The following is a 14412-nucleotide window of genomic DNA, read 5'->3' as shown; positions in this document are numbered from 1 at the left end:
ATGTATTTTTATTTATTCAAGTTTCAAATTTTATGGATGGCAAAAGTAGTAATCGTGACGGAAATGAAATTAGTTTAGTAAATCCTATTGACGTGTCACGTGAGCGGTGTAAACTATTGGAAATTTCACCTATCAACTACTCGTGAAATTATCAACAGGTTTGGAGGGATGAAAATGGGAAGCAAAGCAAAATTTGTTAACTCACCAAACGAACTTTTTGCTGGTTCGTTTGGCATCGAGATCGAGGAGGAACGGATTGATCTGAATCGTGACAGTCTCTCTCGCTATGCTCACAGACGTGAACTAGGTGATCGACGAGGGAAAACACACTTTCAGACTGACTTTGCTGAGTGTATGGAAGAATTAGTTACGGATAAACACACGACCACCAAAGGAGTGCTCCTACAAATGCGATCACTTCAGTCTATTCTTCATGGAACACTAGAACCAAGTGAGATTATTTGGCCGATGTCGATGCCACCCAAACTTGATGAAGATGATGTTAATTTTGTAAGAAAGACGTTTAAGCGTTTTTGGATGGATGATTATCGCAAATGGCTCGTGAGACGCTACGGAATTTTTCGTCAAATCATGTGTGGCATTCATTTTAACTATTCACCCAGTGCTCAAATTATTGAGATTTTTCAACGAAATTATTCTATTGATAGTCAGAAAGGGGCACAGTCAGAGCTGTTGTTTCAAATTGCTCAACAATTGGTAGGATATCGTTGGCTTTTAACGTACCTTTTTGGGGCCAGCCCGCTATCAGAAAATCCAGAAGATCACTTATTCGGTGCTGAAAAAAAGATTGTCCCAGTCCGTTCTTTACGTTCCAGTCAATACGGATACGAAAACTTGGATAATATCCATGTTTCTTACGCTAGTTTGAGTCAATACGTAAACAACTTGCAGCATGAGGTTAATTCCCACAAATTATTTTCCGAGAGTGAGTTTTATGGTCCGGTGCGCTTGAAGGCTAAAGATGGGATTAATTCTGTTAATGAAGAGGGATTCGACTATCTTGAACTTCGGACCCTTGATCTTGATCCATTTGACTTTTTAGAGATTAATTTAAAAACTTTAAATTTCATCCATCTTATAATAGTTGAGGGGATCGTTAATCCTCAGAAATGGACTGACGAAAGTTTAAATGAAGCAAAAGATCAAAATAATCGGGTCGCTTTACAACATCCATCTGCTCCGTTACCACCATCTTTACAGAGTAAGACTTATCGGGTCTTGGATCAGCTTGATGAATTAATTGAACATGCTCCTAATGATTTAAAACCAGAGCTAGCTCAAGCTAATGAGGCCGCTAGAAATAAAGTTGATAATCCAAACTTGACACCATCCGCAAAAATAATGAAATATGCTGAGAATCGCTCATTAATGAATTTTGGAATTCAGCGCGGTGAGCAACTAAAAAAAGAGTATGAAAATCAGAGCCTTGAGGATGCTTTTCCAGGGGTTCAACCAGATACAGTTAATCAATACATTGAGAAACAAAAGGGAGTTTAATGAGTATTCATTAACTCTCTTTTTTGAATCATCCTGAGACTATATAAATGACACACCCGGTATGTTATACTTATAAGAGTTTGGAGGCATCAAAATGGCAGATAATGAACAATTTGTGATTATTACGGGCATGAGTGGAGCAGGTAAGACACTGGCCATGCAAACATGTGAAGATTTAGGATACTTTTGCGTTGATAATATCCCACCTTCTTTAATTCCGAAGTTCATGGAATTGGTTCACACTTCTAGTGAAATTAAGAAGGTTGCTTTAGTAATTGATTTAAGGGCTCCAGCCTCATACCGCGAAATTGTTGATACCTTGGTTAATATGTCTAACGACAAAGACACTGAGGATCAGGTGATTTTTCTCGATGCCTCTGACGAAAAATTAGTGTCTCGATATAAAGAAAGCCGGAGAACCCATCCCTTAGCACGAAAAGGGCGGGTAGTTGATGGAATTGAAAAAGAACGAAAATTAATGAAAAGGGTCAAAGACTCTGCTGATCTTGTTATTAATACAAGTGATTTGACCCCACAGGAATTACGTGAGGAAATCATTCATAAGTTTAAGCTCTCTCATTCAGAGCCATTTCACGTTGAATTAATGTCATTTGGATTTAAATATGGGCTTCCAATCGATGCTGACATTATTTTGGATGTGCGTTTTTTAAAGAATCCATTTTATGAAGTCAAACTAAGAAGTAAGACTGGGAAAGATCAAGATGTTTATGACTACGTTATGAACCAAGATGAAGCTAATGAATTTTATGAAAAAGTCTTTGACCTCGTTAAATTTACGTTACCTAAATTTAAGAAAGAAGGAAAATCGACTGTCACCATGGCAATCGGTTGTACGGGCGGCCAACATCGTTCAGTTGCAATGGTTGAACGATTGGCTAAGGATATCAAGGATCAACTTGGATATCCAGTTAATGTCACTCACAGGGACATTAACCGTCACAAAGGGGTTAAATAAATGATCGATAAAGTAGGTAAAAGAATCGGACGTCCTAAAATGGTTGTAATTGGCGGAGGAACCGGTTTACCTGTAATTTTAAAAAGTTTAAAAAAGCGTGATGTTGATATTACTGCCGTTGTTACGGTGGCTGATGATGGGGGATCATCAGGAATTCTTAGAAACTATATTAATGTTTTGCCACCGGGAGATATACGCAACGTTCTAGTGGCTCTTTCAACGTTGCCTCAGATTGATCTGGATATCTTTCAGTATCGCTTTGAGTCTTCCGACAAGTTTCTCGCTGGCCATGCCATTGGCAATTTAGTAATTGCGGCGCTTTCTGAAATGAGTGGCGGCTTTTTTGATGCCATCCAAAAGTTGACCGACATTATGAAGGTCGACGGGCATGTGTATCCGGTGTGTGATGAAAGTTTAGAACTACATGCTGAGTTTGCCGACGGGACGACCATGTCTGGAGAATCTGAAATTACCAATTCTGACAAAATGATTAAAAAAGTGTGGGTTGAATCTACTGATGGCAATAAGAAGCCAGAGGCAGTTCCAAGTGTGATCAATGCGATCATGAACGCTGACCAAATTGTTTTGGGACCGGGAAGCTTGTTTACCAGTATCTTACCCAACCTGATGGTTGATAATGTTGGCAAAGCGGTTACTGAGACCGACGCGGAAGTTGTTTATATTTGTAATATCATGACTCAGAAGGGTGAAACCGATAATTTCACTGATGCTGATCATGTCCGGGTTTTAAATCGTCATTTGAAAACTAATTTTATCGATACCGTTTTGGTTAATAATAAAAAGGTTCCAGCGAGTTACATTGATCACCAACGCTGGGGCGATGAAGCTCAACCAGTTAAATCTGATTTTAAGGGACTAAAGAAACAGGGTTGTCGGGTGATTTCTTCTGATTTTCTTGAACTAAGAGACCACGGGGCTTTTCATAATGGACTACTAGTGTCCGACGAACTGATTCGTTTATTAGGGCAACCTAAAATTCGCCATTAGGGGATGATTAGATGTCATATGCTAGTGACGTCAAAAAAGAATTAACTAACCTAGAAGTCCATCGAGCTAACGCAAAAGCAGAACTGATGGCATTGATTCGAATGAATGGAACACTTAAAATATCCGAAAAACACCTGGTGTTAGATGTTCAGTCCGAAAATCCAGCAATTGCTAGACGACTGTATCAACTTTTACTTCAGTTTTATCACGTTGAAGGAGAAGTTCTGGTTCGAAAAAAGATGAAACTAAAAAAGAACAATCTATACGTGGTGCGTTTGAATCATCATGTAAGAGCAATCTTGGATGATTTGGGCATTTTGGATGGAAACAAGATTATTGAACGGGTGCCATTAGAGTTACTTAAAGATGATGGGCAGGTTCGTTCTTACTTACGTGGTGCATTCCTAGCGGGGGGATCCGTTAATAATCCAGAAACATCTCGGTATCACCTTGAAATTTATTCAACGTATGAGAATCATAACGAAATGATTGCGGAGATGATGAATCGTTATCATTTGGGCGCTAAAACTACTACGAGACGAAGCGGGTGTATTGCGTATCTGAAAGAAGCTGAAAAGATTGCGGATTTTCTGCAACTAATTGGGGCCACTAATTCTATGTTAAAATTCGAGGACATTCGAATTGTTAGAGACATGCGGAATTCCGTTAACCGACTTGTAAACTGTGAAAATGCCAATATGAACAAGGTAGCCAATGCATCAACTAGGCAAATTGAAAACATTCAGTTTATAAAGGAAACCGTGGGGCTGAAAAAGTTGCCACCAAAGCTTCGAGACGTTGCCGAGGTTCGCATGAAGCATCAAGAAGTGAGTTTAAAGGAGTTAGGTGATTTGGTTCCAGGAGGACCGATTTCTAAGTCTGGAGTCAATCATCGGTTACGTAAAATTAATGAATTTGCAACTCAATTACGTTCCGATAATGCCTAATGAAACGAACAAAAAAGCAGCAATTAGAATAATTCTAATTGCTGCTTTTGTTATAAACAGAAACTAATTATTTTTTGTCAGAACTGTTTTTCATGATACCATCAATCAAACCGTAATCGACTGCTTCGTCAGCGGTAAGATAATTGTCTCGTTCAGTATCACGGTTAACTCTTTCAAGGGGTTGACCGGAATTTTCAGCAAGTAATTCATTAATCATCTTACGAGCACGCAAAATTTCTTTTGCGGCGATTTCAATTTCAGTTTGTTGACCTTGAGCACCACCAGATGGTTGGTGAATCATGATTTGAGCATGTGGCAATGCAAAGCGCTTTCCTTTGGCACCAGATGAAGCCAAGACACTGGCCATTGATGCTGCCATCCCCATTACGATGGTTTGAACATCGGCGTGGATGAAGTTCATCGTATCGTAGATTGCCATTCCAGAAGTGATAACACCACCTGGTGAGTTGATGTACAAGTAGATATCTTTGTCAGAGTCTTGAGCATCCAAGAACAATAGTTGAGCAATAATTGCGTTAGCCATATCATCCTGGATTTCACCGGATAACATAATGATTCGGTCTTTTAGAAGACGTGAGTAAATGTCATATGCACGTTCACCTTGTGGTGAGTTTTCGATGACAGTTGGAACTAAATTCATATCCATACTCCTCCTTTGATAATTTCAAATTATATCAAGTTATAAAAGTCATTCTACATTAAAGGTCAACAAAGGTCAAAAACTTTGCTTGATGATAATTATGCGATTGATTCACGTGAGTATTTGTGTAAATCAACTTCTTTATTGTAGTTCATCTTAGTGTCTTCTGGGAAGTAAACACCATACCAAAGAATGAAAGTGTAGATGGTAAAGATTTTTTGCATGCTGGATTTACCTTCCATGTGTTCTTTCAGGATGCGGTCTAATTCGTCCACATTAAAGAACTTTTGGGCAATATCGGAATGAAATGCTGTTTTGATTTTATCATGGTATTTGGGTTCTTTGATCCATTGTGCGATTGGGGATGGGAAACCTAGTTTTTCTTTGTCGGCAACAACCTTTGGTACTTGCGAGGAAGCCGCTTTTCGAAAGGCCACTTTAGTGATTGGATTGCCGTCTTTATCAAATGAAATTCGGGTCTTAGTTGGCATCGTTTTGGCGAATTCTGCTACGTCTTTGTCAACTAGTGGAGTTCGAACTTCAAGACTGTTAGCCATGCTCATCCGGTCAGCCTTTTGCAGGATATCGAAAGGTAACCAGGTGTTAATGTCAAAGTACTGTTCCTGCGTTACTTCGTCCTTACCAGCCACTTCATCAAAAATGTGTTTGGTGTATTGACCAGTATCAAAGTTAAGTGATTTATCTTTTAAGACGCGCTCACGATCGTGTTCGTCAAACACGTAGTTAACCCGATAGTATCGTTCATACAACGGTTGTGCACCACGGATTAAGAAACGACGACCGTGAAAACGTGGGAGTGATGAGGCAATTTTACCGAGAGCGGTTCTAACAAACTTTGGTACCATCTTTTGGTACTTCTCAAAGGTGAAAGCTTCAAGGTACGTATTGTATCCGCCAAAAAATTCATCAGCACCTTCACCTGATAATGAAACAATTAGGTCTTTTCTAGCACTATGTGACAGGTAGTAAAGTTGTGGAGCAGAAGGATTAGACAGTGGTTCGTCCATGTAGTACATCATAGTAGGAAGGAAATCGAAGTAGTCCTCACCATCAATTGTGGTGGCCGTGTTCTTTTGTCCAATTTCTTTTGCAAACTTAGTTGACCATTTTAATTCACTGTACTTAGAACCGTTAAACCCAAGTGAAAATGATTGCATGGGTTTAATCTTAGCGGCTTCATTTAGCACATAGCTGGAATCGACACCACTTGATAGAAAACTACCCAAAGGAACGTCAGACGCCATGTGTGCCTTAACACTGTCATCAACTAATCCTTCGATCTTTTTAGCGTCCCCATCAATGGTTTGCGAATTATCAATGTGATCGTAGTTGTACTTGTAGTATGTGTCAGTGGTAGTTTTACCATCTTTATAGATGAAATACTGTCCTGGCATCACCTTATAAACGTTTTTAAACATTGTTTCTGATGATGGGATGAATTCGAAACTTAAGTGAACTGGTAATAATTTGGTATTCAGTTCTTTTTTAAAATTAGGGTTTGCCAAAAAGGCTTTGATTTCGGATCCCCACATGAAGTTTGTTCCATCATCATAGTAATAGAGTGGTTTGATACCAAAGTGGTCTCGAGCTCCGAAGACTTGGTGTTTCTTTGAATCGTAGATTGTAAATGCAAACATTCCGCGAAGCTTTGAAAGTAATTTTTTCGGACCCCATGCTTCGTATCCGCGAATTAAAACTTCTGAATCACAGTCAGTATCAAATTTTTGACCTACTGCAATTAATTCTTTTTGTAAATCTTTATAATTATAAATCTCACCATTAAAGGTTAAAACGTCGGTATCATTATCACCAAACATTGGTTGATGACCATTGGCTAAGTCAATGATTGATAAACGACGAAAACCCATTGAGATTTCATCATTTTGGAAGAAACCATCATCATCTGGTCCACGGTGTTTAATTCTTTTAGCCATGCTTTTGATAGTATCCTTCGGGATATTATTTTGGTTAATATAACCAGTAAATCCACACATAGTATCCTCTCCTTTTCAATTGCTTATTAAATTGATTATTTCTGCTAACCAAACTCCATTAACTATCTTAAGTTGTTCGCACACAAAAGGCTAGCTATGTATGGCTAGTCTCAATAAAATATTAATAAATTTGTCTATTTAACGGTTACATTATGGGTTACATTGCTTACGGAACAGCCCTTGTTAGCCGGAACTGTCTAATTAATTTTTAGACGAACGCTTAACCGTCATCCGCTTTAACGGAAACAAGATTCCAAGAATCAAGCCAATACTTAATGTAAATGAAAACATAATTATACCAATAATGGTTCCGACTTTCATCATTAAATCATGACTAAGCATGGCATCAAGATTGATAACACAACCAATTATAAAGATTACTACCGATAATATCGGAGATAAAATCTCGACCTTTTTCATTAAAGGTTTGTCTTGTATAATGGTTTTCCAGTTCTTCTCATAGAGAATAATGATGCACATGTCAATCACGAAGAGAGGGATTAACCAAAGGTCACGTAAATTAAAGGGCAAAATAAATAATATTATCCCAATTACGAGTAAGACCAGCTCAAAAAAGTAAGCATACTTTGAGATATAACCATACCGTTTTATACGGATCATCTTTTGTCTAAAACTTAATTTTGGTTTGTGGCTATTTTCAGGTTTGTTACCGGTCAGGCTACTGACTGGAACTTGATAAAGGGTAGCAAGGTTGCTTATCGCATTTTGATCAGGCTTACTTCTACCATTTTCCCACGCTGAAATGGTTTTTCTTGAAACGTTAATTTTATTGGCAACTTCTGCTTGAGTTAATTGATTTTGTTTTCGATACTTTTTAAGGTTTGCGTTTAATTTCATATATAAGTTCCTACAGTTCGACTTAACCTCTATTATAACGGTAATGGTCAATTGAAAGAAATTAAAAGCAGTGAGCGAGACTCTCTCACTGCTTTATGCGCATGGACGGAATCGAACCGTCATCTCAAGAACCGGAATCTTACGTGCTATCCATTACACTACACGCGCAACACAATATTAAATATAGTAGATTAGAGGAAAAAACTCAAGATAATAATGGTTTTTAATTACAAATGGGGTTTGTTTTTGCTATACTATTTCTGGTAATGAATTTCGAATTCATTGTCACAATTTTATCGCTTGTGGCTTGTCATTTGGTGTTTTTAATCACTGACATGATTTGGCAAAAGTGTTAAGATGTGAATGTATTAAAATTTGATTATTCCAAAAGGAGGAAGCATATTATGACTACAAAAATTGGTCTTAATGGTTTCGGAAGAATTGGTCGTCTAGCATTCAGACGTATCCTTGAATTGAATTCAAGTGATATCGAAGTTGTAGCAATTAATGATTTAACTACCCCTTCAATGTTAGCTTACCTACTAAAATATGACTCAGTTCATGGTCGCTTTGACGGTGACGTTTCAGCTACTGAAGATGCAATTATCGTTAATGGTACTCGTATCCCAGTTTATGCAGAACGTGACGCAAAGAACATTCCTTGGGTTAAAAATGATGGTGTTGACTTCGTACTTGAATGTACCGGTTTCTACACATCAAAAGAAAAAGCACAAGCTCACCTTGACGCTGGTGCAAAGCGTGTCTTGATTTCAGCACCTGCTGGTCAAATGACTACTGTTGTTCCTGGTGTTAACATGGATGATTTGACTTCAGAAGACAAGATCGTTTCTGCTGGTTCATGTACCACTAGTTGTTTAGCACCTATGGCTTACTGGTTGAACAAAGACTTTGGCGTTAAGTTAGGTACTATGACTACTGTCCATGCTTACACTGCTTCACAAGCACTTCAAGATGGTCCACGTAGCGCTAAGTTACAAAACAACCGTGCCGCAGCTATTAACACTGTACCTCACTCAAGTGGTGCTGCTAAAGCTATCGGTTTGGTTATTCCAGAACTTGATGGTGTCCTTAAAGGTCACGCACAACGTGTTGCCGTAGCTGATGGTTCATTAACTGAATTAGTAGCTGTCTTAGACAAGAACGTTACTGCTGAAGAAGTTAACGATGCTATGAAGAGTCATGCAAACGATGCCTTTGGTTACGCTGATGACTACATGGTTTCAACCGACGTTATCGATGACTCACACGGATCAGTATTTGATCCAGGTCAAACTGAAATCACCCAAAGTGGTGACACTCAATTAGTTAAAACTGTTGCTTGGTACGATAACGAATGGGGCTTCACTTGCAACATGGTTCGTACCTTGTTGAAATTTGCTACTCTATAATTTTAGATTGCAACTTTGAAAAGGCGGAGGAGGGAAATCTCTTCCGTCTTTTCCTTTATAAAATATAACTAACACTGGAGGCAATCACGATGGCAAAAGTAATCGTTGATGATTTAGATGTTCAAGGTAAAAAAGTTCTGATGCGTGTTGATTTTAACGTTCCAATTAAGGACGGTAAAATTGGTGATGACAACAGAATCGTTGCTGCTCTTCCAACAATCAAGTACGTAATTGATCATGGTGGTAAAGCAATCTTATTCTCTCATTTAGGCAGAATTAAAACAGAAGATGATAAACCTGGTTTATCACTTCGCCCAGTTGCAGAAAAATTAGCTGAATTGCTTGGCAAACCAGTTACATTTGTTCCTGTTACTGAAGGTCCACAGCTTGAAGAGGCAATTGACAACATGTCTGACGGCCAAGTCCTTTTGGTACAAAATACTCGTTATGAAGATGTTGTTAATGGTAAGAATGTTAAACGTGAATCTGGTAATGACCCTAAGTTAGGGGAATACTGGGCTTCACTTGGTGATGAATTCATTAATGATGCGTTTGGAACTGCTCATAGAGAACACGCTTCAAACGTTGGGATCGCTAAAGCAATGGAAAAAGCTGGTAAGCCAGTTGCTGCCGGATACTTGATGGAAAAAGAAATTAAGTTTTTAGGTAACGCTGTTGATAATCCAAAGCATCCATTTATAGCAATTCTTGGTGGTGCTAAAGTTTCCGACAAAATTGGTGTGATCGATCACTTGTTGGACAAGGCTGATAAGATTATTATCGGTGGTGGAATGACCTATACATTCTATGCCGCTAAGGGAATCCCAGTTGGTAATTCACTTGTTGAAAAAGATAAGATTGATGTTGCTAAAGATATCCTCAAAAAAGGTGGAGACAAGATCGTCTTACCTGTTGACTCAGTGGTAGCCGACAAGTTTTCAAATGATGCAAAGGCTGAAGTCGTTGATGGTGGAATTCCAGACGGCATGATGGGTCTTGACATTGGTCCTAAGAGTATTAAATTATTCGAAGACGTTTTAAAGGACGCCAAGACCGTTGTTTGGAACGGACCAATGGGTGTCTTTGAATTTCCTAAGTTTGCTAAGGGAACCTTGGCAATTGGTAAATTCTTGGGTACATTAACTGATGCTACTACCATCGTTGGTGGTGGAGATTCAACTGCTGCTGTTAAGGAATTGGGTGTAGCTGATAAGCTTACCCATATCTCAACTGGTGGGGGAGCTTCGCTTGAATATCTTGAAGGTAAGACTCTTCCAGGGATTGCATCAATTTCTGATAAAAAGTAATTTAAAAGTCACCGATTTAATCGGTGACTTTTTTGTTTGTATCAATTTTCTAGCTTATTGCTTCTCTTTCGGCTAAAATGTAGGTAAAGATGAATTATGAGAGGAGAAGTATCATGCGTATTCCCTTTATTGGTGGGAACTGGAAAATGAACTTGTCTTTAGATGAAGCAGTTCAATTTGTGATTGATATCAAAGATAAAATACCAGATCCTAAAAACGTTGAAACAGCTCTTGCAGCTTCACCGTTGTTTCTTGAATCAATGCTTAAAGCCAACGGATCGAGTCCATTGCACGTAACAGCTGAAAATTGCTTTTACAAAAATGAGGGTGCTTATACTGGGGAAGTTAGTCCTAAAGCTCTCAGTCAGATGGGAATCCCGTACGTGATCGTTGGTCATTCTGAAAGACGTCGTTACTTTAACGAGACTAATGACATCATTAATAAGAAGGTTCATGCGGTTTTAAATAACAATATGAAGCCGATATTATGTTGTGATGAAACGATGGGACGACTTGAGACTGGTGATCGAATCCACTGGGTAGTTAACCAGGTTACCGCTGGTTTAAAGGGTGTTTCCGAAAAAGACGCTTTAAAGGTCGTTATTGCCTATGAACCAAGTTGGGCAATCGGGACCGGTCATAGTGCTTCAACTACCGAAGCGGAAGAGGGATGTTACCTAATTAGACAAACTTTAGCTGACATTTACTCGGATGATATTGCTAACCAGATTCGAATCTTATATGGTGGAAGTGTGGACCCAAATAACATCATCTCGCTTATGAAACAAATTGATATTGACGGGATTTTAGCCGGTAAAAGTAGTCTTGAACCAAAGGAATTTTTGGAGCTTGCGAATTACCAAGATTTGCAAAATAATTAGTTATTATGATTGCAAGTTAAAGCCTAAACTAATAGAATTAAGTTGACCTTTAAATATAGGTAACAAATTCACTAAGGAGAGATAACATGTCAATTATTTCTGATATTTATGCTCGCGAAGTATTGGATTCACGTGGAAATCCAACTGTTGAAGCTGAAGTTTACACAGAAGACGGTGCAATGGGCCGTGGAATCGTCCCATCTGGTGCCTCAACTGGTGAACACGAAGCCGTAGAACTTCGTGACGGAGACAAAAATAGATATATGGGTAAGGGTGTTACTAAAGCTGTTAGCAACGTTAATAACATTATTGCCAAACAAATCGTTGGTTTCGATGTAACTGATCAATTAGGTATTGACCAAGCTATGATCAAACTTGATGGCACTCCAAATAAGGCTAAGTTAGGTGCTAACGCAATCTTAGCCGTTTCAATTGCTGCTGCTAGAGCTGCAGCTGACGAACTTGGCGTTCCATTATATAACTACTTAGGTGGTTTCGATGCACATGTTCTTCCAACTCCAATGATGAACGTTATCAATGGTGGTAAGCATGCTAACAACAAGGTTGATTTCCAAGAATTCATGATTATGCCAATTGGTGCAAAATCATTTAGAGAAGCTGTTCGAATGGGATCAGAAACATTCCATAACTTGAAAGCAATCTTAGCAGAACGTGGATACTCAACTGCTGTTGGTGATGAAGGTGGATTTGCACCTGATTTGAAGAATAACGAAGAGCCATTTGAAATCTTAGTTGAAGCAATCAAGCGTGCTGGATACAAGCCAGGTAAGGACATTTCAATTGCCTTTGACTGTGCCGCTTCAGAATTCTACAATGCCGACACTAAGAAGTACAACTTGGTTGGTGACGGTAAATCATACAATGCTGATGAATTCATCACTTTGCTTGACAGCATCGTTGAAAAATACCCAATCATTTCAATCGAAGACCCATTAGATGAAAACGAATGGGAAGATTGGCAAATGGCAACTAAGCGCTTAGGTAAGAAAGTTCAAATCGTTGGTGATGATTTGTTCGTTACTAACACTGAGTACCTATCAAAGGGTATTAAGATGAACGTTGCTAACTCAATCTTGATTAAGCTTAACCAAATCGGTACTTTAACTGAAACTGTTAATGCCGTTAATATGGCTAAGGAAGCTAGTTACACTGCAATTATTTCTCACCGTTCTGGTGAAACTGAAGATACCACTATTTCAGACTTAGTTGTTGCTTTAAACACTGGTCAAATCAAGACTGGTTCAATGAGTCGTGGTGAAAGAATTGCTAAGTACAATCAATTGATGAGAATTGAAGATCAATTAGGATCAGTTGCTGTGTACAAGGGAATTAACTCATTCTACAACTTGAGTCCAGAAGCAAAAGAAGCAATCATCAAAAAATAATTGATTTAAAAACACCTTCGTTATGAAGGTGTTTTTTTTACATAAATTTCGTGAGTTCGTAAACCTTCCTCGTATTTAATCACAGAAAGAGGAGGAGAAACATGAATATTACAAAACAATTTTCATTATTTTTAGCATTAATTGCAATTACAGTTGGATTATCACTGAAGATTTTCACTCCAAATGTGAGGGCAAGCGAATACACCATTACTGCTCATAAACATTGGGTAAATAAGGACGGAGAAAAGGATTCATCGTATGCCTTTGACATTGCCAGAGTGAACGTCAAAAATCGAGCTGATATCAAGGCGCCACTAATTCCTGGGTTTCATTTAGATAAAAGTATTCCGCCAATCTATGTGGGAAGCGACGTGGTCGTTTTTAACTACAACAAAGACGAAGATTTGCCGATTCCGTCACCTCACATTCCGATTAAACCAATTCCAAGTAACGATCATCCAGATACTGGTGGAACAGTTCCATCCAATGATCATAAGCACGATCGTCCAGTTGAACCGGCTGATAATCGTAAACCAATCGTACCAGCTGAACCGACCAAAAAAACCGCTCATTCTCAAGATCTGCCAGATAAACAACCTCATGAATCAGGTAGAATCGCCCCAGATAAAAAGATAGCTGGGAATCACAGTGAGCCAATGGCAAAACGTATCAGTCAGAGTAGTAAGAAGCAGAAAGATCAGCATGAACCCACGAAGAAGGTACTTGAAAATGGGATGAATCCAGTGTTGTTACGTGGTAAAAAAAGATCTGGGCGTCGTCCTGTTCAAATGCCAAATGAAAACGGAATTAGCAAGTATAATCGACGTAATTTCACTCATCACGCTCCGTATCTAGATGCGAACCACGATCCAATGGCAACGGTTCACGTGAGAAGAAGTAAACATGGGGTAAACAGAACCCATACGAATCGCCAACCTGCTAAAAGGTTACCTCAAACCGGGGAACGCACCAGCAAACTTCTTTCACTGATTGGAATGGTAATTTTGCTGTTCAGTTCGATTTTGTATATTAGGACCAATCGAACTGAGAAATAATGATGGACTGGAAATAACTCCTAGTTTATGCTAAACTAATTAAAGTATTGATAAGCCTGTTTAGCTGATGGGTAGGAGGCATTTTTTTGAATAATCTTTTGATGATATTATTATGGATCGTTAGTATTCTCATTATTGGTGCAGTTTTAATGCAACCTTCTAAAAATAATGATGCAATGTCATCACTCTCTGGTGGTGCAAACGATTCTTCCTCTGAGTCCAAGCCGAGGGGCTTTGAGGCATTTATGCAAAAAGTGACTGTGGTACTAGGAATCTTTTTCTTTGGTATCGCATTAATTCTAATGTGGATTTCATCACATTAATAAAAAACCTCCTGTTAAACAGGGGGTTTTTGCATTTAAAGCGGATTA

General features: G+C 38.7%; 13 protein-coding genes and 1 tRNA gene. 10 read left to right on the top strand and 4 right to left on the bottom strand.

Translation table 11 applies throughout. From position 1 onward, the window contains the following. The first annotated feature begins 174 nt into the window (after window positions 1-174). The 4 genes from AC6UDG_RS05990 to whiA all read left to right on the top strand — a co-directional run bounded on the left by AC6UDG_RS05990 (window position 175) and on the right by whiA (window position 4449). A complete protein-coding gene (locus AC6UDG_RS05990; RefSeq protein WP_500706798.1) occupies window positions 175-1518 on the top strand; it encodes a glutamate--cysteine ligase in 1344 nt (447 codons plus the stop codon). 94 nt (window positions 1519-1612) lie between these two features. After that, window positions 1613-2494 carry an RNase adapter RapZ gene (rapZ, locus tag AC6UDG_RS05985; RefSeq protein ID WP_500706797.1) on the top strand — a complete coding sequence of 294 codons (882 nt, stop codon included), beginning with the start codon at window positions 1613-1615 and terminating at the stop codon, window positions 2492-2494. Continuing rightward, window positions 2495-3502, top strand: coding sequence for a gluconeogenesis morphogenetic factor MgfK (gene mgfK / locus AC6UDG_RS05980; protein WP_500706796.1), 1008 nt, complete (start codon window positions 2495-2497; stop codon window positions 3500-3502). An 11-nt stretch (window positions 3503-3513) separates the two neighbouring features. Continuing rightward, on the top strand, window positions 3514-4449 hold the full coding sequence (gene whiA, locus AC6UDG_RS05975) for a DNA-binding protein WhiA (protein WP_500694291.1): 936 nt from the start codon (window positions 3514-3516) through the stop codon (window positions 4447-4449). Between the two features lie 67 nt (window positions 4450-4516). Here whiA and clpP read toward each other — a convergent pair whose 3' ends face one another. The 4 genes from clpP to AC6UDG_RS05955 all read right to left on the bottom strand — a co-directional run bounded on the left by clpP (window position 4517) and on the right by AC6UDG_RS05955 (window position 8151). Next, complete coding sequence (gene clpP, locus AC6UDG_RS05970) at window positions 4517-5110, bottom strand: ATP-dependent Clp endopeptidase proteolytic subunit ClpP (protein ID WP_500694292.1); 594 nt, start codon at window positions 5108-5110, stop codon at window positions 4517-4519. A gap of 98 nt (window positions 5111-5208) precedes the next feature. Continuing rightward, on the bottom strand, window positions 5209-7125 hold the full coding sequence (asnB, locus tag AC6UDG_RS05965) for an asparagine synthase (glutamine-hydrolyzing) (RefSeq protein ID WP_500706795.1): 1917 nt from the start codon (window positions 7123-7125) through the stop codon (window positions 5209-5211). Window positions 7126-7326: 201 nt separating this feature from the next. Next, window positions 7327-7983, bottom strand: a complete 657-nt coding sequence (locus AC6UDG_RS05960) for a helix-turn-helix domain-containing protein (protein ID WP_500706794.1) — start codon at window positions 7981-7983, stop codon at window positions 7327-7329. Between the two features lie 96 nt (window positions 7984-8079). Next, window positions 8080-8151: transfer RNA gene (locus tag AC6UDG_RS05955), tRNA-Arg, on the bottom strand. A 236-nt stretch (window positions 8152-8387) separates the two neighbouring features. Between AC6UDG_RS05955 and gap the strand changes: the two genes are divergently transcribed. From gap to secG, 6 genes are all read left to right on the top strand, one after another. Continuing rightward, entirely contained in the window at window positions 8388-9392 is a 1005-nt protein-coding gene (gene gap, locus AC6UDG_RS05950; RefSeq protein ID WP_500696018.1) for a type I glyceraldehyde-3-phosphate dehydrogenase, read from the top strand. 89 nt (window positions 9393-9481) lie between these two features. After that, entirely contained in the window at window positions 9482-10699 is a 1218-nt protein-coding gene (locus AC6UDG_RS05945; protein ID WP_500694296.1) for a phosphoglycerate kinase, read from the top strand. A 113-nt stretch (window positions 10700-10812) separates the two neighbouring features. Then, window positions 10813-11580, top strand: a complete 768-nt coding sequence (tpiA, locus tag AC6UDG_RS05940; protein WP_500694419.1) for a triose-phosphate isomerase — start codon at window positions 10813-10815, stop codon at window positions 11578-11580. 86 nt (window positions 11581-11666) lie between these two features. Further along, window positions 11667-12986 (top strand): phosphopyruvate hydratase, encoded by a 1320-nt coding sequence (eno, locus tag AC6UDG_RS05935; protein ID WP_500694297.1) that lies wholly within the window; start codon window positions 11667-11669, stop codon window positions 12984-12986. Window positions 12987-13087: 101 nt separating this feature from the next. Continuing rightward, on the top strand, window positions 13088-14041 hold the full coding sequence (locus AC6UDG_RS05930; RefSeq protein WP_500696830.1) for an LPXTG cell wall anchor domain-containing protein: 954 nt from the start codon (window positions 13088-13090) through the stop codon (window positions 14039-14041). Window positions 14042-14127: 86 nt separating this feature from the next. Then, a complete protein-coding gene (gene secG, locus AC6UDG_RS05925; protein ID WP_500694299.1) occupies window positions 14128-14364 on the top strand; it encodes a preprotein translocase subunit SecG in 237 nt (78 codons plus the stop codon). Window positions 14365-14412 lie beyond the last annotated feature (48 nt).

It is taken from the genome of Fructilactobacillus sp. X2R1C1, from assembly GCF_059901435.1.
This window is presented reverse-complemented; position numbering and strand designations above follow the sequence as displayed.